Below are 22273 nucleotides of genomic sequence, written 5' to 3'. Positions count from 1 at the left end.
ATTCTCCTCATGAATACGCAAGATAATCACTTTTATAACTTATTGGAAACTGCAATACGCAGTGATGATATCGTGCTCAAAGAGCAGCTTGTTGCGCAATGTTTGGAGTATTGTAACCAAAATTCGGTTAGCCTACCGCAGGGTTTTGAGCCGGCACTGTTTGAAACCCCTTCCTATGCCTCCAGGTGTACGATCGTAAGTCCCAGAGATCTTCCTACTCGTAAGGAGTTTGATACACATGAGGGATTGGCGACACTGGTACATGCGATTGCACATATCGAGTACTCAGCGATAGATCTCGCACTGGATGCCGTCTATCGTTTCCCACAGATGCCGATGGCGTATAAGATCGACTGGCTGGTTGTGGCCGAAGATGAGATACGCCATTATAAGATGCTGAGTGAACTTCTGGATGCTTTGGGGTATCACTACGGTGACTTCCCTGTGCATTGCGGGCTTTTTGATGCTGCAGCACATACGGCACATGCCTTGCTTGATCGTATGGCGGTTGTCCCCCGTTACTATGAGGCGAGCGGACTGGATGTCAATCCCCAGATCATTAAAAAACTTGAGAACAAACGCAAAAATCCTCTGGTCGCCGGACTCATGGATGCCTTGAAGGTCATCTATGATGAAGAGATAGACCATGTCCATAAAGGAGACAAGTGGTTCAAGTACCTTTGTAGAGAGGAAGGTCTGGACGAGTCTGTCTATTTTGAGATACTGGAGCGCTACAGACTCTTGGACAAACACCGCCCGCATATCAATGTAGATGCCAGAAAAGAGGCAGGGTTTACCTGCAGCGAGATCAAAAAGCTGGGAGCGAAGGAGTGCAGTTGACCTCTTTTTTTGAAGCGATGTTCTTTGCACCGAAGTGGTACCATTACCCCTTGATCCTGCTATTACTCCCTTTGAGTATGCTTTACGGTATCATCATGCTTCTAAGAAGAAATCTGACAAAGAAAAAAGTCTATAACATTCCGATCATAAGTATAGGAAACCTGATCGTTGGAGGCAGCGGTAAAACCCCGTTTACCATTGCACTGGCTGCAACGCTGTATGATGTTACGATCATTTCACGTGGGTACGGCAGGAAAAGCAGAGGGCTGGTAGAGGTAAGCCGAAAAGGTGAGATAGTGACGACAGTAGAGGAGAGCGGGGATGAACCGATGCTTATGGCACACTCCCTCCCCAACGCTTCGGTGATCGTCAGTGAGGACCGCGATAAGGCGATCCATCTGGCGAAAGAGAAGGGTGCCAAGATTATCATACTGGATGACGGGTTTAACCGGGTTGAGATCGAGAAGTTCGAGATCATTCTGGAGCCTGGACGTATCAAAAACTATCTGCCTTTTCCTGCAGGACCTTTCAGAGAGTTTTGGTTTACCAAAAAATATGCCGATCTTGTGATAAAAGAGGAAAGGGATTTCAAAAGGGTTGTAAAGGTAGAGAATCCGCACCCAAAAATGCTTCTGGTCACAGCGATTGCAAATCCTCAAAGGCTTGACCCGTATCTGCCTACAGGGGTAGTGCAAAAAGTCTATCTTCGCGATCATGAGTATTTCGATGAAGCTGAGATCAAAGAGCTGATGCATAGATACGGAGCTGATTCGCTCCTCTGTACCTCTAAAGACAAGGTGAAAATGGAAGGATTTGACCTGCCGATCTCCGAGCTGAAACTCAAACTAAACATAGAAGATGATATAATTGAAAAAATTCAATCATATATTCAATCAGGTCTCTAAAAGTCAGCTTCTACAGGAGTTATCAGGAATATTTTAAGGACCTGTTTCAAAGGATTCTATACCAATGAGAGATAATCTGCAAATAGTAAAAACACTTCATGAAGCACTGCCGTATATTAAACGTTTTGCAAATGAAAAGATCGTGATCAAGTATGGCGGTTCTGCTCAGACCAGCAGTGCGCTGAAAGAACAGTTCGCACAGGATGTCGTGCTGTTGCATCTGGTGGGGATGAAACCGATCATTGTACACGGCGGAGGGAAAAGTATCACAAACCTTCTTGCCGACCTTGGTGTTGAGACAAAGTTTGTAGATGGGCAGCGTGTCACGACCAGAGAGGTCATGCGTATTGCCGAAATGGTACTCAGCGGCGAGATCAACAAAGAGATCGTCTCTTTGCTGGACAACCACGGGACCAAGGCGATCGGGATCTCAGGTAAAGACGGCGGTTTCCTGAAAGGTATTCCCAAAGACTTTGAGAACTTCGGTTACACAGGAAAGATCGAACATATCGATCCCGATATTGTAAACAATATCATTGAAGACGGCGCTGTTCCTGTCATCGCACCTATCGCAGGAAGCGATACCGTTGGGCATCCCGGGTTTAATATCAATGCAGATTTGGCAGCCAGCAAGATCGCTGTGGCCCTCAAGGCAAGAAAAGTACTCTTTCTGACCGACACACCGGGCGTACTCGATAAAGAGATGGAGCTTATCACAAATCTTGATATCGAGAAGACAGAAGCCCTCAAGAAAGATGGTACGATCCAAGGCGGAATGGTACCGAAAGTAGATGCATGTATCGAAGCACTTCGCGGCGGTGTCAAAAAAGCACATATTATTGACGGGAGGGTAGAACACTCTCTGCTCTTGGAGATCCTTACAAGTTCAGGCATCGGTACCTGTATTGAATTATGATATACTAAAAACAGCATAAAAAGTGGAATACATTTCGAGGACGGAAGGAAACTTATTCATGTTTATTACATCATTGTTGGCAATGAGTTTTTCTTTGGCCTCCGGTGAACCTATCAAACCTTTACCTCAAAGCATTGCCTACAACCGGTCAAAAGCAGAACTTGGTAAAAAACTTTTCCATGATCCGGTACTTTCAAAAGACGGGACGGTCGCCTGTGTCACTTGTCATCACCTTGATAGCGGGGGTGACGACGGGATGCAGTTTTCTTTTGGAGTAGAAGGGAGAGAGGGCAATATCAACAGCCCGACAGTACTGAATGCTTTTTTTAACTTCAGGCAGTTCTGGGACGGAAGAGCAAAAGACCTTGAGGAGCAGGCGGCTGGTCCGATAGAAAATCCTCTAGAGATGGGGCATACGCTTGATGGCGCAGTGCAAAAGCTCAAAAAAGATAAAAACTATCAGGAAACATTCTCAACACTTTATCCTGACGGTCTGACTACTGAAAATATGCTCAATGCCATTGCAGAGTTCGAGAAGGCACTGATCACCCCGAATGCTCCGTTTGACCGCTACTTACAAGGAGATGAAAACGCAATCTCAAAAGAGGCAAAAAAGGGATACCGGCTTTTTAAATCAAAAGGGTGCATACTGTGTCATAACGGTGTGAATATCGGGGGAAATCTCTATAATAAGTTCGGAATCTATAAAGCGAGTCACTCTGCACACCTTGGAAGGTATCATCTGACAAAAAGAGAAGAGGATAAGTTTGTCTTTAAAGTCCCTTCTCTAAGAAATATCGCACTTACAGCACCGTATATGCACGACGGCCGCGCCCAAAACCTGAAACAGGCAGTGCTCATTATGACTCAGTATCAGTTGGGACGCTATATGGAAGCAGAAGAGATAGATGCGATCGTTGCATTTTTGGAATCATTGACCGGAGAGAGACCAGAGATACTGAGGTAGGAAGATGAGAAAAAAATCTTTGCGTTTTAAAAATGGGAACGGGTTTATTGTCCTCTTTATCGTTTTTGTCATTATCCTCTCTGCGCTTTTCATCTATCTGCAAAAGATAGACAGAGATCTTCGAATGCATCATCAGTATCGGGCTGATCTCGAAGAGATCATCTTGCTGGATCAACAGCTCGACAACGTTTTTTTACAAAAATATCAATACCTGGATTATGATGCGATCACTGGCGTCACAGGGAGACTGGAAGAGTTGTTTGACGGATTTGTATCTCAACGGATATACGAGAGGCATGCTGATGAGCTCTCGAAGTTAAGGTCGTTCTTTGAAAAAAAGCGTCATTTGACCGAAGATTTCAAATCCCTTAATTCACGTATGACCAATGCGGTACACTATATGTATGATCTGCGCAGATCTATCAAAAGTACAGAGCTGAACGGTTTAAAGAAAAAAACAGCCGATGAGATATTTTTTCAAGTGACCCAGTTGATCATGGGGATTCAGATCGACAGAGAGATACTCCAGAACAATTTGATGATGCTTCGCTCCTTAGTGACAGAAGGATGCAAGTGTGACTATTTCCTCACGCAGGTAAGCCGGTTTTTAAAAGATTTTGACGTGATGCAGGGGTATATGGCTGAAAATCATCACATCGGTTTTAGCGATAGACTGAGAGAGGTATTGTCTAAGCTTGAGCATGGACATGCGGAGGACATCCAAAAACAAAAAACGGTTGCACTTCTCTTTTTCGGTATGGCGTTTTTCGTGTTACTTTTATTGATGGTGAATTACCGTAAAGTCATTCGTGCAACGCGCGAACTCCTGGCATTCCGTTATGCGATAGAGAACAGTGATAATATTGTTCTGATCACAGATACGAATCGAAATATCACCTATGTCAATGAGGCTTTTGAAGTGCATACGGGGTATAAAAAGGATGAGGTGATCGGATCCCAGCCCAATATACTCAAATCCGATATGATGGATAAAGCGTTCTATGCTGAGATGAACGCTACACTGGAAAAAGGTGAAAAGTGGCAAGGGGAACTTATCAATAGAAGAAAAGACGGTTCTCTACTCTATGAAAAGGCATCGATCTCTCCTATCGTTGTCAACGGGAAGATTGTACAGTACCTTGCGATAAAACTTGATATTACAGAGTATATAGAGTATCAAAACCGGCTCAAACAGTCTGCTACGGTATTTGAGAACACCCAGGAAGGAATTTTGATACTTGACGAGGAAAAACGTATTGACTCTCTCAATCAGGCATTCCTGGAGATGACGGACTTTGATGAGAAGAGACTCTATAAGAAGCCTTTGGAGTTTTTTGCTTCGGAGAAACATGATGCCACCTTTTATCAGCGTATATGGCATACGATAGCAGAAGATGGTGAGTGGTCCGGAAAAGTCTATATCAGCCGAAGTAACGGAGAGGTGATCCCTATCTGGCTGAGTTTGACCACGGTATACGGGAACGATCAGAAGATCATTAATTATATTGCGATCTATACGGATCTCAGTGAAGTGATACGGACACAGGAGAAGGCAGACTTCCTGGCCTATCATGACAGCTTGACACTTTTGCCTAACCGTGCGCATTTTGAACGGTATATGCAAAAGCTCTTTGAAGATAAAAACCTGCGAAATAAAGTAGCTGTGATGTTCCTGGACCTCGATCGTTTCAAAGTGATCAATGATACGCTTGGACACAGTGTGGGAGATGAACTGCTCAAGGAGGTATCCCAACGTATTCTTGAAGTGATCGGCGATACGTTCTTCCTGGCAAGGTTGGGAGGGGATGAATTCGTTATTGTTCTGGATGGTGTCATTTCACAAGATACAGTGAGTAAATATGCCGAAGAGATCTTGAACCATATCAGTCAATTGATGATCGTGAACCAGCATCAGCTCAGTGTATCAGGGAGCCTGGGGATCTCATTGTACCCTGATCACAGTGATGATCCCAATACCTTGATACGTTATGCCGATAGTGCGATGTATAGTGCCAAAGAACAGGGTAAAAATACCTATGCTTATTATGAAGAACAGTTAAGTTTGGATGTACACAGCCGCTTGAATATCGAACAGTTATTAAAAGTGGCGTTGGAAAATAAGGAAATTTCACTAAGGTATCAGCCTCAGTATACTCTTGATACGCATGAGGTCATTGGTGCAGAGGTATTGGTACGTTGGAACAACAGGCTGCTTGGTAATGTCCCTCCTGCCGAGTTTATCCCGATTGCTGAAGATACGGGAATGATCATTGAGATAGGGTACTATATATTCGAAGAGGCCTGTAGAACATTTATGGAGTGGACTAGGCAGGGGGTTTCTCTACAGAGAGTTTCACTCAATTTATCCAGTGTACAGTTGGGGCAACACGACTTTTTGGAGAAGATCCGGGAGATTATGGAAAAAACAGGTATCCGGGGAGAGAAGATCGAGGTGGAACTGACAGAGCGGATATTTTTTGAGTTCTCAAGCAGTAATCTCAAACTGTTAAATGAGTTTAGAAAAATGGGATGTGAAATTGCAATCGATGACTTTGGGACAGGGTATTCATCGATGAGTTATCTTAAAGATCTGCCTATTGATACGGTGAAGATCGATAAAGCATTTATCAATGAGCTCCCAACGAATATACATGATCAAAAAGTAGTGAAGGCGATGATCGCGCTCTCCAGGAGTTTGGGATATAAGGTGATCGCAGAAGGGATAGAGACGGAAGAACAAGAGGCGCTCCTGTGTGAAAGCAGATGTGATATCGGACAGGGGTACTACTTCTCCAGACCGCTTGATCAATACGCTTTTTTAGAGTTTTTAGAAGTTCAAAAGAGTAAAAAGAAGTGATCTGTCGCTCTTAATGCTTTGCTGCATCCCGGCCCGCATACCTATGATTCAGCGAGATAAACCGGTAAAGTTTTGGAAATGAAGAGGTGATCTACCGGTGTTGGAACCTTCCTTAGCAAAGATTAGTTATAATACCGCAACTCATAAATATAGGAAATATTTGATGCAATTTATCGAAACACGTGGTAATGATGGACAGAAGCCTGCTTCGGTTACTTTTTCTGAAGCGATCTTAAGCCCAAGTGCAAGTTTTGGGGGGCTTTATGTACCAAAGTCACTTCCAAGTCTTGATCAGGCATATCTGGAGTCTCACCTGGAGAGCCATTACAAAACTTTGGCGATCGATTTTTTAGAGAAGTTCGGTATTGATATTGAAAAAGAGGTGCTTGAAGAGGCACTGAAGAGATATGATGCGTTTGATGACCCTTCCAATCCTGTACCGCTGACACAGATTGAAGAGGACTGTTTTGTCTCTGAACTTTATCACGGTCCTACACGTGCATTCAAAGATATGGCTTTGCAGCCTTTTGGATATGTCCTTTCCAAGCTGGCACAGCAGAAAAACGAAAACTATCTTATCATGGCTGCAACAAGCGGAGATACCGGACCGGCAACCCTGGAAACCTTTAAAAACCAAAAAAATGTCAAAGTTGCCTGTCTCTATCCTGACGGCGGAACTTCAGATGTACAGAGACTGCAGATGGTTACCGAAGATGGTGAAAATCTCAAGGTGATCGGTGTCAAAGGAAACTTCGATGATACCCAGAATACCCTCAAAGAACTGCTTGCATCTGAAGATTTTAAGGCAGAGCTGAAAGCACACAATATCAAGCTTTCTGCGGCAAACTCCGTGAACTTTGGGCGTATCATCTTCCAGATCATTTACCATATCCACTCTTATCTTGAGTTGGTGAGAAAAAATGCGATCACTATGGGTGAGAAGATCTACCTTGTGGTTCCAAGCGGTAACTTCGGGAATGCACTCGGTGCTTACTATGCAAAGAAAGCGGGGCTTCCTATCGAGAAGATATTGATCTCGTCTAATATCAACAACATCCTGACAGACTGGATCAACAAAGGTGAATATGATCTCACTTCAAGAACGTTGGTTCAGACGGAGTCTCCGGCAATGGATATTCTGAAAAGTTCCAACGTAGAGCGTATCATGTATGACAAGTTCGGTCCCGCACGTACGAAGGAGCTGATGGATTCCCTGGCAAATGAGGGTAAATACCAGCTGACAGATGATGAGATCGCAGCAATCCAGGAGGATTTTGCCGCTTCATTCTCTGATGATGATGAGTGTGAAAGTGTCGTGGGTGCGTATGCGAAAAAAGGCTACATTATGGACCCGCATACGGCTACCTGTATGAAAGCTTACGAGAGACTCAGAGAGAAGCCGTTGAAAACGGTAGTCTACTCAACTGCTGAGTGGACAAAGTTCTCACCGGCTGTCTCTAAAGCGCTTGGAAAAGAGGTCGAGGGAGATATCGCGGCACTTAAGACAGTGAGTGACGCTGCAAATGTAAGTGTCCCGGATATGATCAGAGCACTTTTTGATAAGCCTGTCAGACATACGGTAGTTGTCGATAAAGAGAATATCAAGGGAGAGATGCTGAGCTTCTTGTAGTTTGGCCAACCACTATGAGAAAGTTCCTGTACTCCCAACTTATCATAGGTGTCACAGCTTCGGCAACGGGTGTGATAGAGTGTAGAGTAGTGACAGAGGGGTTTAAAACGTGTGACCCTTACAGTACCAAATACCTCTATACAAAAGAGGTGGAGTATGAGAAAGACCGTAAAAAGCTCATCAGTACAAAATCCCTGCCTCTTCCTAAAAAAGAGGGAGTGCTAAAAGTGGTCTCCTTGGAGGAAGATGAAACACCTTATAAAATCTCCAATGACTCTTTGCGTTTTAAAGGAAGTACGAGCAGTACGCTTGAGCAGCCACTGGATATAGTCGGTACAGTAAGTGTGGGTAGAGCAGATCAACCGGCAGCCAGAAAAAGCGCACTCAAGTCCAAAGAAGAGCTTGAAACCTATATCGAAGAGCTCGAAAAGTATACCCTGAAACTTCAAAAGAGTGAAGAGAAAGAGGTTGGTATCTATAGGGTTGTATCCGGTGATGCCTTAAGCCGTATCGCTAAAAAGTTCAAGATGAAGACCTCAGAGCTTAGAAAGTTCAATAAGCTGAAGAAGGGGGCATACTTACGTATAGGACAGAAGCTTGCCCTCCCTTACCCGCAGGAAATGGTCGATGCGATTGCTTCAGCCCGCTATAAAGTACAAAGGGGTGACAACTTAATATCCATTGCCAAAAAATTTGATCTTGAGCCTGAAGATTTGATAAGCTTTAACCGCTTAAAGAAGAATTCAATCATCAGGATCGGCAAGATACTGGATCTTCCATTGCCTCACAGGCTGGCTGAGCTCGAAGCACAGAAAAAATACAGCAGATACGGTAGAAGAAGCCTCAGAGTTACCGCTACAGCCTATACCTCGCATACGGCACAGACAGACAGTACCCCATTTTTGGCTGCCTGGAACAACCGCTTGATACCGGGGATGAAAATCATTGCGGTCTCAAGAGACCTGCTCTCCGCTTATGGCATGCGTAATGGTACAAAAGTGCGTATCTCAGGACTTCCCGGTATCTACTATGTACGTGACAAGATGAACAAACGGTATCGAAAACGTATCGATATCTATATGGGATTGGACCGTAAAAAAGCACTCCGCTGGGGTAGAAGAAGCGTCAATATCTACTGGGATTGATTTTCCTCTCGTTCCATATCTTGTATAGTCAAGGGACATCCTTTACAGGTGTAAAGGGACATAGTTTACACTTTCTTAGCTTACTGTAGGGTGGATGAAATCCACCATAGTGGTGGGATATTCCCACCCTACGAAAAATCCGTTCGTACCGCCACCGTCAAACGTCTCTTAAGATGATTGCCGGTTCATAAAGTGTGACAGTGTAAAAGCAGTAGTTTTTTCACAGGCTCACAACTTGAGAACCAGTAAAAGTAGTTAACAGCAGTTGGAAAGCATTAGTCTTGTACAATATTTTAATCTAAGTAAAAAGGGGCAAAAAGGTGGATTATGAAGATTTTAAAAATGAGGTTGAGCAATCAAAACAGTTTCCACTTAATATTAAAGATGGTGTTTTAGACTACAGAAATACTACTTATCCATTAAGAAACATATCACATATAAAATTGGTAGAAAAAAGTGTTACAGAAATGACCACTGGATTTTTTAAAGCTTTGTTAGGGCTGTTGGGAATAGGAATCCTAATATTAGGACTATTTGCGTTTTTTGGTAATTGTACTCGTGGACAATATGGTGGAACGGTTGCATCTGCTATTATGATTATTTTGGGTGCATGGCTCAGATCTTTAGTAAAAGAAGAAGATCATCAATTTTATGGACTGGCAATTGAAACTAATTCTGGCTCAAATGAGTTATTCTTTAGTGATGATAAAGATTTTATTGAAAAAGTTAAAGAGGTCCTGTCCCGAGCTTTAGCACATCCTAATGATATAAGATACACGATACATATTGGAGATAAACATTTTATTGATAATAGCGTAAGAAATCTAACTCAAAACTCTTACTATGAGTTTAACGTAGAACAACATACAGGATTGAGTGAAGAACAAAAAGATTATATTTTGGGTGATTTTAAAAGAAGTATTGAAAAGTTACAAGATGAATTGAGCACTATAAATGAATCACAAGTTACTAAAAATGAATTATCCAATATTGTTAATGAAATTAATTCGGATAGACCTGACCCGAGCAAAATAAAACAAAGTTATGAAAAAATTAAAAGTATTGCAGATGGTTATAGTACAATTACTTCTTTAAGTGAGTTTGGTGGAGCAATTGGTAGAACAGTTATGATGTTTGTGTAATTTTGGCTATGTGACAAATCTTCCTCGCTCCGTATCTCCTGCTACAGAGTGTATATCAACTACTAAATTATCAGTGATTTCCTTGGTTCCCACGATTTTCGTGGGAATAGATACAGCAGTTTTATTCACAATAAACATTTGGTTGAGATCATGTCTAGAGACATGGATTACTACGTATAACGTGGGAAGAAAAAAAATTTGGGAACTAGTAGGGGAGGGACACACTCCTCCATGTATTTAACCTTCTAGTTTGGTGCGTGATTACGCACCCTACACGAAAGATTCCTTATCTCATCACTCCGAAGTCTACTGCTCCTGCAGCTCCTCGTAGATCTCGAGTACCTCCAGGTATCGTTCACTCTTCTCTTCGTACTCTTCTTCCACTTTGGAAAGTTCTTCAGAGATGGCAGTGAGACCTCTCTCCTGGTAGCACTCAGGGTCCTGCAGGCAGTGGTTCAGCTGATCTATCTTCTCTTCCAATGCTTCGATCTCAGCAGGGAGCTTGTCGAAGTCTTGTTGTTGTTTGTAGCTGAGCTTTGTCTGTTTTTTGACCTTCGGTTTCTCCTCTTCCTGTTTCGCAGCAGCCTTTGCACTCTCTGATTCTATATCACCCAGCTCTTTGATCTCTTTTTCGATACTGAGGTACTCTGTATAGCTCTGGTAGGATTCCTCCACTACCCCGTTCCCTTTGAAGATAAAAAGCTTTGAGGCGATCTTGTCGATAAAGTACCTGTCATGCGAAACAAAAAGGATCGCTCCGGGGAAGTTGATCAGTTTCTCTTCGAGAATATTGATCGTCTGGATATCCAGGTCATTGGTAGGTTCATCGAGGATCAGACAATCCACCTTTTTGGTAAGGAGCAAGGCAAGTGCCACACGGTTTTTCTCACCCCCGCTCAGCACGCCGACCTTTTTATCCAAAAACTCTTTGGGGAAGAGGAAGCTTTTGAGATAGCCATAGACATGCATATTTTTACCCTGTACTTCCACCCTGTCACCGCCGTCGGGACAAAATGTCTCGATCAGTGTTTTCTCATCACTGAGCATTTCTCTATGCTGGTCAAAGTATCCGATGGAGAAGTCCCCCTGCTTGATGATCCCGCTATCAGGCTTGATCCGCCCCAGCATCAGCTTCAAGAGCGTGGATTTTCCTGCACCGTTGACGCCTACAATAGCGATCTTGTCTTTTTGCAGGATACGTGTGGTGAAATCCTCGATCAGTTTTTTCCCCGGTACGCTGTAGTAGAGGTGTTCGATCTCAAAGAGCATCTTTTTACGTGCAACACTCTCTTCACGGTTAAAGTGTTTTTTCTCCCGCTCCAGTTCGATCATCATTTTTCGGATCAGGGTAGGGTTTGTTTTTGCCTCTTCACGTAGCTCAAAGACACGTTTTTTGCGCCCCTGGTTGCGTTTTTCTCTTGCTCTTACCCCTTTTGCCAGCCATGCCTCTTCCTGTTTCAGCAGACGAAGCAGGTTTTCATGGCTTTTCTGCATCGATTTCATGCGTGCTTCTTTCTGCTCCAGGTAACGCATATACCCGCCGTTATAGGAGACAAGTTTCTGGTTGTCCACCTCTACTACACGTGTAGCGATCGTGTCGATAAAGTGTCTGTCGTGAGAGATAAAGAGCAGGGTGAACTTCTCTTTGAGCAGCATCTCTTCGAGAAACTCCACCATATAGACATCGAGGTGGTTGGTCGGTTCATCCAGTAGCAGTACGTCAGGCTTTTTGAGGATCAGGCCGGCAAGTGCAACACGGCGCTGTTCACCACCTGAGAGCGTAATGGCAGGACGATCTTCATACTCTTTGAGTTTGAACTCCTGAAGCACACGCTCTACTTTATCATCAAGGTTCCAGGCATTATGGTGGTCGATATAGTTGCTGAGCTGTTCGTGTTCTTTCAGCAGTTCGCTGTTATCAAAATCCGTAGCCAGTTTGACACTGATCTCATCATAGTCTCTTTTGGCTTCCTTAAGCTCTGTGAGTTCACTCTCTATGGCTTGGCGGACGCTGAGACCGGGTTCAAACTTCGGATGCTGCTGCAGCATCTCTATCTGAACAGACTTGTCTATGACTCTTTTCCCTTCAGTGGGCTCTTCATCTCCGGTAATGATCTTCATCAGTGTTGACTTTCCGCAACCGTTTTGTCCGATAATGGTAACCCTCTCTCCTTCATTTAGATGGAAGTCAATATCATCTAGCAGAAGTTTGATATCATACTGTTTTTTGATATGAAAGAGGTCGATCAGTGCCATAGTAAATCCTAAAATATGAGTTGTGGAATTATAGCAGATAGAGTAGTTTTTAAGCCTTGATTAGGTATATTCCAGACAATTATTATAAAGGATAGGTATGTTAGAGATAGTTATAGGACTCTATTCACTCTACACGCTATTGAGGGTTTATATCTCGGTGATGCAGATAGGGTATATCAGCCAGGAGAAGTGTAAAGCACCGGTGCTGATGAGTGCAGAAAAATATTTTACTGCAGGCAGCTATGCTGTAGCAAAAGAGAGACTTTCTTTGATAGAAACATTTGTAGACTATTTTCTGTTCCTATGGTGGGTGATGGCCGGTTTTGCATGGCTCTCAGGGATGATAGAGGTTGAAAATATACTATTGAATGCGGTGCTCTTTTTGTTCGGTTTTATGGTAGTCAATTATATCGTAGGATTGCCGTTTGAACTCTATCAGACATTCAAGATCGATGAAGCGTACGGGTTTAATAAAATGACACCGGGACTCTTTATCAGTGATACGATCAAATCGGCCTTGATGTTCTTTCTCTTTGGAGGAGCACTTTTCGCACTGCTGGCATGGATTATTACTTCCTTTTCGATGTGGTGGTTCTGGGGCTTTGCAGTGATCTTTTCGATAGCTGTTTTGATCAATGTACTCTATCCCACACTGATCGCACCGATATTTAATAAGTTTGAACCGATCGAAGAGGGTGAACTCAAAGAGGAGATCACCAGACTGATGGAGCAGGTTGGGTTGAAGAGTGACGGGATCTTTAAAATGGATGCGAGTAAACGCGACAGCCGATTGAATGCCTACTTTGGCGGATTGGGAAAGAGCAAAAGGGTTGTACTCTTTGATACACTGTTGGAAAAGCTGAATACCAAAGAGCTTCTTGCCGTGCTTGGTCATGAGCTCGGACACTTCTCTCATGGGGATATCTGGAAAAATATCGGATTGATGGGGCTGCTGCTCTTTATCGCATTTTATCTCTTCGGACATCTGCCTGAAGCGCTCTTCCTGGAGATGGGAGTCATGCAGCATGCCGGTGTACAGATCGCAATGTTGCTGCTCTTGCTCCCTTTGGTAAGCTTTCTCTTTACGCCGTTTATGAGTTATGTGAGCCGTCACAATGAGTATGCTGCAGATGAGTTTGGCTCCCAAATGGGCGGCAGGGAAAACCTGGTCTCCGCACTTCTGAAACTGATCACAGAGAACAAGGCTTTCCCGAAGTCTCACCCTTTGGTGATCTTCTTTTACTATACGCACCCGCCTGTGCTGGAGAGACTCAAAGAGCTTGGGTATGATGCGACCGGCGTTGTCGTCGGAGAAGAGAGTGAAGAGAGTGAGCTGCCAAAAGAGGGGATATTCTCTTTTATCGGCGATGAAAAGTGTGATAAACCAGAATAGTATATGCTTTTCCTGTGAATGAGAAAGTCTAAGAAAAAAGGAACTTATTTGACGATATCCCAAGCATTGAAGTGGGCTAAAGATGTGCTTGCAGAGTCCTGTGAACGGCCTTTGTTCGAAGCAGAGCTTCTGTTAGCCTATCATCTCAGGAAGGAGCGCCTCTATCTGCATATGTATGTTGACGAAACAGTAGAGGATGAAGAGGGGTATAAAAGATTGATAGCACGGCGTGCCAAGCATGAACCCTATGAGTATATCGTCGGCAGTGCCAGTTTTTATGATATAGAGCTGGATGTAGAGCCGGGAGTACTTATCCCTCGTCCCGAGACAGAGATACTCATCGATAAAGTAGCGAAGATCATCGAAGAAGAGGGGATCACCCGCATTGCTGAGATAGGCGTCGGTAGCGGTGCGATTTCTGTCGTATTGGCCAGAAAGTTCCCTCAGCTGCATAGTATCGCGACAGATATCTGCGACACCCCGTTGAAGGTAGCCGGTAAAAATATTAGGAAATTCGGATTGGAAGAGCAGATTGAACTGCGAAAATCCAATCTGATCGATCAGGTACCCGAAAGTGTGGAGCTTGTCGTCTCCAACCCTCCTTATATCGCCGAGGAGTTTATCCTGGAGTCCAATGTGGTGGACTATGAACCCGGAGAAGCACTCTTTGGAGGCAAAGTTGGGGATGAGCTTCTCAAGCAGATCATCAGGGATGTCTCCTGCCGCGGTATCAGGTACCTTGCATGTGAGATGGGATATGATCAAAAAGCACCGATAGAAGCGTTTGTTAAAGAGTTTGAGATAGAATTTATTGAGTTTTATCAAGACCTTGCAGGTTTTGATAGAGGATTTGTGATTAAGTTTAAAGGGTAAAAATGAGTAAATATTTTAGAGTGGCAACGATGGCATATTTGATACTGCTTGGTGCGATGCTTGGAGCAGGGCTTTTTGCAGGTGTAGTGGTAGCACCGGTGACGTTCAATACCGCTTCATGGTTAGGGGCTGAACTACTCAGCCATTACCAGGAAGGACAGATCATGACGGAGAACTTTGTCCGTCTTGCCTACCTGGTCAATGTGGTGGTGATTGCAGTGGTTTTATATGAAGGGTATAAGTATAAAAAGTTTGAAAGAGACTGGATCACACAGGTGGCTACTTTCTTTGTAGTAGCAACGGGCTTGATGTTCGCTCACTACTACCTGCCTGATATCGTGACCATGCAGCAAGCCGGTGAAGCTGCAACGCAGAGCCAGACTTTTGTCAATACCCATAAGGGCAGTGAGGTCAACTTCAAGGTCTTCTCTTTGGCACTTTTGGTCTTGATGATCCGTAATATGCAAAAGGCATGTAAATAGAGTACAAGCAGCAGGGAGCAGCAAGCAGTGAAGAGTGAAAACCTAGACCATCCATTCAATCCGATCGTTTTTAAGGATACGGAGATACTGATACTGGGGTCATTTCCCAGTATCCAATCATTTGAAAACAACTTCTACTACGGGCATCCCCGTAATCAGTTCTGGAAGATCATGGAAGCAATGACGGGTTATCCCATCAATAACCGTGATCAGAAGATATGGTTGCTTAAAGAGGCGAAGGTAGGCCTTTGGGATATGGTTGCCTCCTGTCAGCGGGAGAACTCCCTGGATAGTTCCCTGGAGGATATAGAGGTGAACGATATCGCAGGGTTGCTGGAAAAGTACCCGAAGATAAAAAAGATCTGTTTTACAGGTAAGAAGGCAGAAGCACTCTATAAGAGATACTTTTCACATCTCTCCATAGAGACCTGTTATCTCCCCTCACCATCTCCTGCCTATGCAGCGATGGACTTTGAGCAAAAAACAGTGGAATATCGTGCAAAACTGGGTTGCGAAAAAGGATTGTAGGTGGCAGTTTGGGCGATAGGTGACCTGCAGGGATGTTATGATGCGTTTCAAAGGTTACTGGATAAGATCAACTTTGACCCTGCAGTGGACAGACTTTGGCTGGTAGGAGACCTTGTCAACCGGGGTGAAGACTCTCTGTCCACACTTGAGTATCTCTACAGTATACGTGAGAGTGTTGAGATGGTTTTAGGGAATCATGATGTCTCCCTGATCGCAGCCTACTATGGGGTAAGAAAGAGCAACAGGTATATCGATCCGATCCTGGAGTCCCCGAATGCTGAAACCTATATCGATTGGCTTCGCTATCAGAGATTTTTACATATAGACTATCAGCTGGGATACGGTATGGCACATGCGGGGATCTCTCCCGAATTTGATCTTGGTATGGCGATACATTATGCCAAACAGATCGAAGAGAGGTTGCAGGCAGATGAGTCTGAGGTGAAAATATGGCTGGAGAAGATGTTTCATCATACCTATGACCGTTTTGACCGCAGTGCGAGTATCGATGATATCGAGCGCTATATCTTAAGTACGTTTACACAGATGCGCTTTTGTTATAAAGACCACAGACTGGATTTTGATCAAAAAGGTCCTCCAACAGACAAGAAGCTTGAGGAGAAGGGGATGAAACCTTGGTTTCATGTGATCGATAGAAAGTCAGTTGACCTAAAGATCGTTTTTGGGCACTGGTCGGCACTGGGCTTGTATCAGGATGAGAATGTTCTGGCACTGGATACAGGATGTGTCTGGGAGGGAAAGCTTACTGCAGCCAGGATAGATAGCCGCATAGAACAGATCGTTTCTGTAGCGTGTCAAAAGCTTGACTCTCCCGCATCTTAATCTCATAGATTTTTAATCTATTTTTTTTCCCATCTTTCCGTATGGGGAGGGATCATCTGTTTTCCCCTTATCCTGCGGTGAAGATTTTTCTGAAAATATAAAATCTCTTACAGAGTAAACATGACGCCACTCTCACCTGTTCGATAGTTTTTAGAATCCTAATCAATCCATATATAAAGTTGTACTTTACGTTAATGGTTTAATGTATCTGGATTTAGAATGAATTCTGTTTCCAAATTTGTAGAATAGAGTCCATATTCCCCATTATAGCAATCATATACTCTTTGTATTATGGAAATATATTTTATTTGATCTTAAGATTTTTAAAATATAATCCAAAAACGTTAAGTCTAACTTTACGATTTATTTATTGAGGAGTTACAATGCCAAGACAAATACCGTGGTGGATCGGAGGAATAGCAATGAGTCTGCTCTTCTTTTTTAGTTTTTCTCATATAGGTGCAGACCGCCCTATCGGAGCATCTACAGGAATGGCTTATCTTTCAACTGTACTGTTTGGACTCGATGCTGATACCTATAGCTATACCGCCGAGATAGAAGAGTCGGGTGCCTGGGAGGGGGTGATGCTGATCGGTGTATTTTTCGGTGGACTTTTTATGTCTGTTTTTGTTACAAAATCATTTCATATCAGCACTATACCTACACTTTGGAAAGAGAGAAAAAACACTTCTGTAAAGTCTCGTATGTTGTGGAGTTTTGTTGCAGGGTTCTTGCTTATTTTCGGTGCAAGGCTGGCAGGAGGTTGTAATGCCGGGCATATACTTTCGGGAGGAAGCCAACATGCCATTAGCGGTATTGTCTTTGCCATTGTAGCCCTGGGTACAGGTATGATCACAGGAAGATTTTTTTATAAGAAGAAGGGTAATAAAAATGATAGATAGTATGGTCAATATGTTTAGTATCGTTGCAGAAGGCAGCCACGGTTCTGTCTGGACAGTACTGCTTATAGGGTTTGTTTTTGGGGCGATTATTCTCTACTCGAGACTTGATAAGTTTGAAAAGATGGCCGGATTTATGATATTTGAAGATACATTGGTTCCTAGAATGGCTATGACGACGGTAGCTATTTCAAGTGTCGGATTCTATTTGATGGTGGAGAATGGTTTTGCTGTTTTTTCTGTAAAGCCTGTTATGTTGACGGGGCTCATTGTAGGTGCCGTACTTTTTGGTATCGGTTTGGTTATATTGGGAAAATGCCCGTCTGCTTTTTTTGTCTCCGTATCAGAGGGAAGGGTGGATGCATTGGTAGGTGTTATCGGTGGGATGGTCGGTGGGGCCGCTTATACCTATCTCTACCCATGGATCAAAACATTGATAGGTCCTGATCTGGGAAAACCTCAATTGATAGATTTCTTTTCAGATTACGCTTTTGCCGTCGTACTTCTTTTCAGTGCTCTACTTTTATTCATTGCATATAAGTTGCCAACATTGGAATATAGAGACCCTGCAGATTTTAAAAACGAAGATAAAGAATAATCTTATCCTTGGAGCGTGAATACTCTTGTACGATATCGCCTGTATCGAAGGATATCGGTGCTATGCTGTGAAGGAGAATCTTCGCAGCAAATATAAAGGTAGGCTCTGTCTCTTTTATGGCGTACAGGTTGATTTCCGTTGTTTCCTTCAAACATCGGGGAAGGGACAGGTGACAGGTTGCGGTTGATACTTTCGAGGGATATGAGAGATAATGCAACTCCTAGTGCGCTATATATTGGAAATCTGCCTATAGATTTACTGAAACGATTCTTATGTGATTATCGGAGTAAGTCTCCTCTGAGTTTCCTTTTACTACTTTTGTGTTACTTCACCTGATAGGAGTGGTTTCAGGTATAGCTTTTAGACAATTTGGGGTATGATTTATCTCATGGATAAAGAATTTTTTCTCAGAAGAGCAGTTATTTTGTATGTTCTGTTGGCTACTTTCCTCTCTGCGGGTCTGATTAACATCGATCAAAGCGGGGTCTCCCTGCTGAAACAGAGTGAGGTATATATCGATCAGAATGACTCTACGCTTACAGAGATTATAGATAAGGATCTGTTTCAGCCCTACGACAGCGATATCATTCGGATCGGTGTAAGTAGGAAAAAGGTTTGGATCAAACTTGATTTAACGAATGATACAGATCGTCCGCAGGAAAAAATTCTGCTTTTCGGTACCCCGTTTATCGAACATATCCACATCTATGATGAATCAAATCTCACCGAGCCTTATGTCATGGGACAGGCACATCCTCGTGATGATCACAGGACACTGCTGCACTACTATAAGGTAGTCCTGGAGCCCTATACCGTAAAAACCTACTATATGACACTCTTTTCCTATTACTCTTATCTCAACTTCAATGTGATGCTGGAAGATGAGAGCTCCTATATCGGGGAAGATATCGTCAAACAGCTCATAGATATCTTTTTGGTCGGGTTTATTTTTGCCTTAATGATATACAGTTTCATACTCTCTTTTTATATCAAAGATAAGAGTTATTTTTTCTATGGACTTTATCTTATCCCGCTGCTCTCTTATCAACTGAAATATGTAGGACTTACACAGATCTATTTCTCAAAAGAGATGATTCTGCTTGATCTTGAAGCAACCATTATCAGGGGATATTTACTGATGATCACCAATGCACTCTTTGCGATGCACTTTTTGGATATCAGGCGGTACAGGAAGCTCTATCAGACATTTATACTCTATATTATCACCGCTTCGATCTGTATGGTGTTCTTCCATGGACCTGAGGCGATAGCTTATCGCCTTTCGTCTCTCTTCGCACTCTTTTTACTGATCTTCAACCTGAGTGTCGCCATCTATGTCTATAGAAGAGGGTACAAACAGGCAAGACTCTATATCACGGGATTCTTTATCATTTTCCTCTCCTATATCGGAGTGATCACAGACTCAATGGGACTGACAACACTTTTTATTGAGCATAACAGCTTATTTCTTTTTGCAGCGTCATTTGAAGCAATAGCACTCTCTCTTGCATTTGCCGATCGTTATATGATCTTGCAGAAAGAGCAAGTAAAAGTAAACAGGCTTCTGCTTGAGGAATCACGTCTAAGAGAAGAGAGGGTTCATGCCGAGGTTGAAGACAAAACAAAACAGTTAAGTGATACACTCAAGAGCAAAGAGTTACTGCTCAGGGAGCTACACCATCGGGTAAAGAACAATCTCCAGATCCTTCTGTCGCTTATCAAGCTGCAGAAAGACGGGATAGCAGATCAGGTACATAAATCTACACTGAATGATATCGGGAACAGGATCAATGCCATTGCAAAAAGTTATGAGCTATTGACGATGGATGAGCACTTGGATCAGATCGATATGAAACTCTATATGGAGTCGTTGGCCGCCAGTCTCTCTCATAGTTTCATCTCGCAGGGGAAGGGTATCGAGATCGAGATTGATGTGGATGTAACACTCTCTATCAAAGAAGCGGTATATATAGGCCTTGTTGCCAATGAGATCATGACCAACTCACACAAGTATGCCTTTGATGAGGAGGGAGGGAAGATCTTTGTCCGCTTTCACAAGACCGAGGGGACGTACAGACTGATTATAGAGGATAACGGAAAAGGGTTTGATAGAGAGAGTGTAAAACACTCCCTGGGGTTGAAGCTGATCAATATTCTGGTGCATGATCAGCTTAAAGGAGGGTTGGAGATAGATACCGTGGGTAGAACACGGTATGATATTACCTTTACCCTTCCACAATATGACCGACAAACTTAGCCATATTATCCAGTATCCTGCCTCCTTTTCTAAATCCGAGTCCGCATGCTTCATAGGCATAGAAGACTCCTGCCTGATAACTTTGACCTTCTGCATCTGTCGGAAGTTCGGTATAGGCTTGATAGAGCATTTTATGGTTCTCGTATTCACTGGATATCTTCTCAAGTTCTTTACCCTGTTCATCGATGATCGTGACACTTCCTCCCTCTCTGCCGAAGACCGGTTTACTTACCTGTTTTTGGCCCTCCAACGGCTCAAAAGCGCTTTCAAGCAGTAGGGGATGGCCAGGGTAGAGATCCCACAATATCTTTAGAATACCCTTTGATTGGAAGAGCAGAGTATAGGCCGGGTTGAAGATGATCGCTTTTTGGTTTTTGATAATATCCGTAAGGATCATCGCAAGGTCAGACTCTTCAAGTGCGATATCCTCCCACGGAATAAGCTTGAACCAAAGTTCATAGTTTTCATCATGGTAGAAGATGCCTTCCTCTTCGCTGAACTCCACTTCATCGATATAGGCAAACTCTGTAACATATCCTGCTTCCGTAGCGATATGCTGAAGGAGTCTGACGGTATTTTCCTCTTCTGCATTCCCTCTGATCGAGGTGAAGAGGAATTTCCACCCGTCATAGTTCTCTTCAAAGGCTTCTACGCTCTCGTCGAGTGTAACGAGTCGCTGAAAATTCTCGACGAGTGCTTCATAGACGCCATTGAACTGGCTCTCCTCATCTCTGCCGTTTTGCTTCAGTAAGGCCCACTGGATGATCGCCGTCTCAAAGAGAGCCGTTGGTGTATCGGCATTGAACTCAAGAAGTTTGATCGGTTTCCCGTCAATCCCTCCCGCAAGGTCAAAACGTCCGTAGAGGTGCCAGTGTACATCATTTTCCCATGACTCTTTGATGATCTCGACAAGGTTAAACGGTATGCCTATCTCATGAAAGAGGTTATTGTCGATGACGTATTGTGCTGCTTCAATGAACATATCATAGAGTGCATTTCCTGCTTCATAGTATGCCTCTGCCTCCGCTTCTGTGATCACAACGAGTTCATCTGCAATGTAGCTGCTCTCGTCATGGTCCGTATGCCATACAAAACCGAGTGATTCAAGGTACTCCGTATCCAGCGGAGCTGTTTTCTGAAGTTTCACCTTTTATCCTCCATAGAAGCTACTGCTTCCTGAACCCGTTTTGCTGCTTCCAAAAAATCCGCTTTTTTTAGAACTGGTAGAGGTTGATTTCGCTTTGTTGAAACTGTTTTGACTTCTGGTAAAGGTTGAAGGGCTTTTATAGCCTGCTTTACGGTTGTTCTGGTAGTTTTGGTTACCGAAAAGCTTGCTTCCAATCCATGATCCGATAATCGCACCGGCCGCACTTGCAAGGATCGCTTCTCCCAGTCCCATTCCACCCTGTTGTGACATCTGTGGATTTGTGAGGTTGGAAGTACCATTGTCGATCTTGGCATTCTCCTCCTGCATCAGTTGATCCATCTCCTCTTTTGTCAGTACCTTTTCTGTACCATCCATTTGCTTGAGTACGATACGTGTCTCTTCAGCAGGGAATTCGTCTTTGACTTTGTATTTGCCCGGTGCAGTCTCTTCAATAATCACGAAGGCACCTTTTGCCTGCTGCTGTTCTTGTGTTTGTTGATCTCCCCCACCGACACATCCGGTAAGTCCCGTAGAGAGTAACAAACCCAGTCCCGTAGCAGAGGCAACAGTCGAAAATTGCTTAAGATATTTCATT

General features: G+C 43.5%; 19 protein-coding genes. 16 read left to right on the top strand and 3 right to left on the bottom strand.

Going from position 1 to position 22273, the window contains the following annotated elements:
* Positions 1-9 precede the first annotated feature (9 nt).
* The 8 genes from AC4JOV_RS09695 (at position 10) to AC4JOV_RS09660 (ending at position 10402) form a co-directional block, all read left to right on the top strand.
* Positions 10-840 (top strand): ferritin-like domain-containing protein, encoded by an 831-nt coding sequence (locus AC4JOV_RS09695; RefSeq protein ID WP_229937780.1) that lies wholly within the window; start codon positions 10-12, stop codon positions 838-840.
* Positions 831-1745: a tetraacyldisaccharide 4'-kinase gene (locus AC4JOV_RS09690; RefSeq protein ID WP_229937781.1), complete on the top strand. Its 915-nt coding sequence runs from the start codon at positions 831-833 to the stop codon at positions 1743-1745. The genes AC4JOV_RS09695 and AC4JOV_RS09690 overlap by 10 nt, the downstream gene beginning before the upstream one ends.
* A gap of 64 nt (positions 1746-1809) precedes the next feature.
* Entirely contained in the window at positions 1810-2661 is an 852-nt protein-coding gene (gene argB / locus AC4JOV_RS09685) for an acetylglutamate kinase (RefSeq protein WP_229937782.1), read from the top strand.
* A 58-nt stretch (positions 2662-2719) separates the two neighbouring features.
* Positions 2720-3628, top strand: a complete 909-nt coding sequence (locus tag AC4JOV_RS09680) for a cytochrome-c peroxidase (RefSeq protein WP_229937783.1) — start codon at positions 2720-2722, stop codon at positions 3626-3628.
* Positions 3629-3632: 4 nt separating this feature from the next.
* Positions 3633-6485, top strand: coding sequence for an EAL domain-containing protein (locus tag AC4JOV_RS09675; protein WP_229937784.1), 2853 nt, complete (start codon positions 3633-3635; stop codon positions 6483-6485).
* A gap of 163 nt (positions 6486-6648) precedes the next feature.
* On the top strand, positions 6649-8115 hold the full coding sequence (thrC, locus tag AC4JOV_RS09670) for a threonine synthase (RefSeq protein ID WP_229937785.1): 1467 nt from the start codon (positions 6649-6651) through the stop codon (positions 8113-8115).
* A 14-nt stretch (positions 8116-8129) separates the two neighbouring features.
* Positions 8130-9260 carry a LysM peptidoglycan-binding domain-containing protein gene (locus AC4JOV_RS09665; RefSeq protein ID WP_229937786.1) on the top strand — a complete coding sequence of 377 codons (1131 nt, stop codon included), beginning with the start codon at positions 8130-8132 and terminating at the stop codon, positions 9258-9260.
* Between the two features lie 320 nt (positions 9261-9580).
* Complete coding sequence (locus tag AC4JOV_RS09660) at positions 9581-10402, top strand: DUF6232 family protein (protein ID WP_229937787.1); 822 nt, start codon at positions 9581-9583, stop codon at positions 10400-10402.
* 306 nt (positions 10403-10708) lie between these two features.
* Here AC4JOV_RS09660 and abc-f read toward each other — a convergent pair whose 3' ends face one another.
* On the bottom strand, positions 10709-12658 hold the full coding sequence (gene abc-f, locus AC4JOV_RS09655; RefSeq protein ID WP_229937788.1) for a ribosomal protection-like ABC-F family protein: 1950 nt from the start codon (positions 12656-12658) through the stop codon (positions 10709-10711).
* 97 nt (positions 12659-12755) lie between these two features.
* Between abc-f and AC4JOV_RS09650 the strand changes: the two genes are divergently transcribed.
* From AC4JOV_RS09650 to AC4JOV_RS09615, 8 genes are all read left to right on the top strand, one after another.
* A complete protein-coding gene (locus AC4JOV_RS09650; protein ID WP_229937789.1) occupies positions 12756-14051 on the top strand; it encodes a M48 family metallopeptidase in 1296 nt (431 codons plus the stop codon).
* Positions 14052-14099: 48 nt separating this feature from the next.
* Complete coding sequence (prmC, locus tag AC4JOV_RS09645) at positions 14100-14924, top strand: peptide chain release factor N(5)-glutamine methyltransferase (protein ID WP_229937790.1); 825 nt, start codon at positions 14100-14102, stop codon at positions 14922-14924.
* Between the two features lie 2 nt (positions 14925-14926).
* Complete coding sequence (locus AC4JOV_RS09640) at positions 14927-15406, top strand: DUF4149 domain-containing protein (RefSeq protein ID WP_229937791.1); 480 nt, start codon at positions 14927-14929, stop codon at positions 15404-15406.
* Between the two features lie 27 nt (positions 15407-15433).
* Positions 15434-15934, top strand: a complete 501-nt coding sequence (locus AC4JOV_RS09635; RefSeq protein WP_229937792.1) for a DNA-deoxyinosine glycosylase — start codon at positions 15434-15436, stop codon at positions 15932-15934.
* Positions 15935-16777, top strand: a complete 843-nt coding sequence (locus tag AC4JOV_RS09630; RefSeq protein WP_229937793.1) for a symmetrical bis(5'-nucleosyl)-tetraphosphatase — start codon at positions 15935-15937, stop codon at positions 16775-16777.
* Positions 16778-17160: 383 nt separating this feature from the next.
* Positions 17161-17679, top strand: a complete 519-nt coding sequence (locus AC4JOV_RS09625; protein WP_229937794.1) for a YeeE/YedE thiosulfate transporter family protein — start codon at positions 17161-17163, stop codon at positions 17677-17679.
* Positions 17669-18274 (top strand): YeeE/YedE thiosulfate transporter family protein, encoded by a 606-nt coding sequence (locus AC4JOV_RS09620; RefSeq protein ID WP_229937795.1) that lies wholly within the window; start codon positions 17669-17671, stop codon positions 18272-18274. The genes AC4JOV_RS09625 and AC4JOV_RS09620 overlap by 11 nt, the downstream gene beginning before the upstream one ends.
* 388 nt (positions 18275-18662) lie before the next feature.
* Positions 18663-20531, top strand: a complete 1869-nt coding sequence (locus AC4JOV_RS09615) for a 7TM diverse intracellular signaling domain-containing protein (RefSeq protein WP_229937796.1) — start codon at positions 18663-18665, stop codon at positions 20529-20531.
* On the opposite strand, the gene AC4JOV_RS09610 is transcribed toward AC4JOV_RS09615, so the two are convergent.
* Both AC4JOV_RS09610 and AC4JOV_RS09605 read right to left on the bottom strand, forming a co-directional pair.
* Positions 20500-21678 carry a glutathionylspermidine synthase family protein gene (locus AC4JOV_RS09610; protein WP_229937797.1) on the bottom strand — a complete coding sequence of 393 codons (1179 nt, stop codon included), beginning with the start codon at positions 21676-21678 and terminating at the stop codon, positions 20500-20502. The genes AC4JOV_RS09615 and AC4JOV_RS09610 overlap by 32 nt on opposite strands.
* 3 nt (positions 21679-21681) lie before the next feature.
* Positions 21682-22272, bottom strand: a complete 591-nt coding sequence (locus AC4JOV_RS09605) for a UPF0323 family lipoprotein (RefSeq protein ID WP_229937798.1) — start codon at positions 22270-22272, stop codon at positions 21682-21684.
* Between the last annotated feature and the right edge of the window lies 1 nt (position 22273).

The organism is Sulfurovum sp. MH2-6 (assembly GCF_058374785.1).
The sequence above is the reverse complement of the archived record's forward strand: the minus strand, read 5'-3'. Positions and strand labels throughout refer to the sequence as shown.

What these genes read in the sequence shown, in the direction of transcription:
- AC4JOV_RS09695 (WP_229937780.1), top strand. Translation starts at nt 10, where the DNA reads ATGAATACGCAAGATAATCACTTTTATAACTTATTGGAAACTGCAATA.
- argB (WP_229937782.1), top strand. Translation starts at nt 1,810, where the DNA reads ATGAGAGATAATCTGCAAATAGTAAAAACACTTCATGAAGCACTGCCG.
- AC4JOV_RS09680 (WP_229937783.1), top strand. Translation starts at nt 2,720, where the DNA reads ATGTTTATTACATCATTGTTGGCAATGAGTTTTTCTTTGGCCTCCGGT.
- AC4JOV_RS09675 (WP_229937784.1), top strand. Translation starts at nt 3,633, where the DNA reads ATGAGAAAAAAATCTTTGCGTTTTAAAAATGGGAACGGGTTTATTGTC.
- thrC (WP_229937785.1), top strand. Translation starts at nt 6,649, where the DNA reads ATGCAATTTATCGAAACACGTGGTAATGATGGACAGAAGCCTGCTTCG.
- AC4JOV_RS09665 (WP_229937786.1), top strand. Translation starts at nt 8,130, where the DNA reads ATGAGAAAGTTCCTGTACTCCCAACTTATCATAGGTGTCACAGCTTCG.
- abc-f (WP_229937788.1), bottom strand. Translation starts at nt 12,658, where the DNA reads ATGGCACTGATCGACCTCTTTCATATCAAAAAACAGTATGATATCAAA.
- AC4JOV_RS09650 (WP_229937789.1), top strand. Translation starts at nt 12,756, where the DNA reads ATGTTAGAGATAGTTATAGGACTCTATTCACTCTACACGCTATTGAGG.
- AC4JOV_RS09640 (WP_229937791.1), top strand. Translation starts at nt 14,927, where the DNA reads ATGAGTAAATATTTTAGAGTGGCAACGATGGCATATTTGATACTGCTT.
- AC4JOV_RS09625 (WP_229937794.1), top strand. Translation starts at nt 17,161, where the DNA reads ATGCCAAGACAAATACCGTGGTGGATCGGAGGAATAGCAATGAGTCTG.
- AC4JOV_RS09620 (WP_229937795.1), top strand. Translation starts at nt 17,669, where the DNA reads ATGATAGATAGTATGGTCAATATGTTTAGTATCGTTGCAGAAGGCAGC.
- AC4JOV_RS09615 (WP_229937796.1), top strand. Translation starts at nt 18,663, where the DNA reads ATGGATAAAGAATTTTTTCTCAGAAGAGCAGTTATTTTGTATGTTCTG.
- AC4JOV_RS09605 (WP_229937798.1), bottom strand. Translation starts at nt 22,272, where the DNA reads ATGAAATATCTTAAGCAATTTTCGACTGTTGCCTCTGCTACGGGACTG.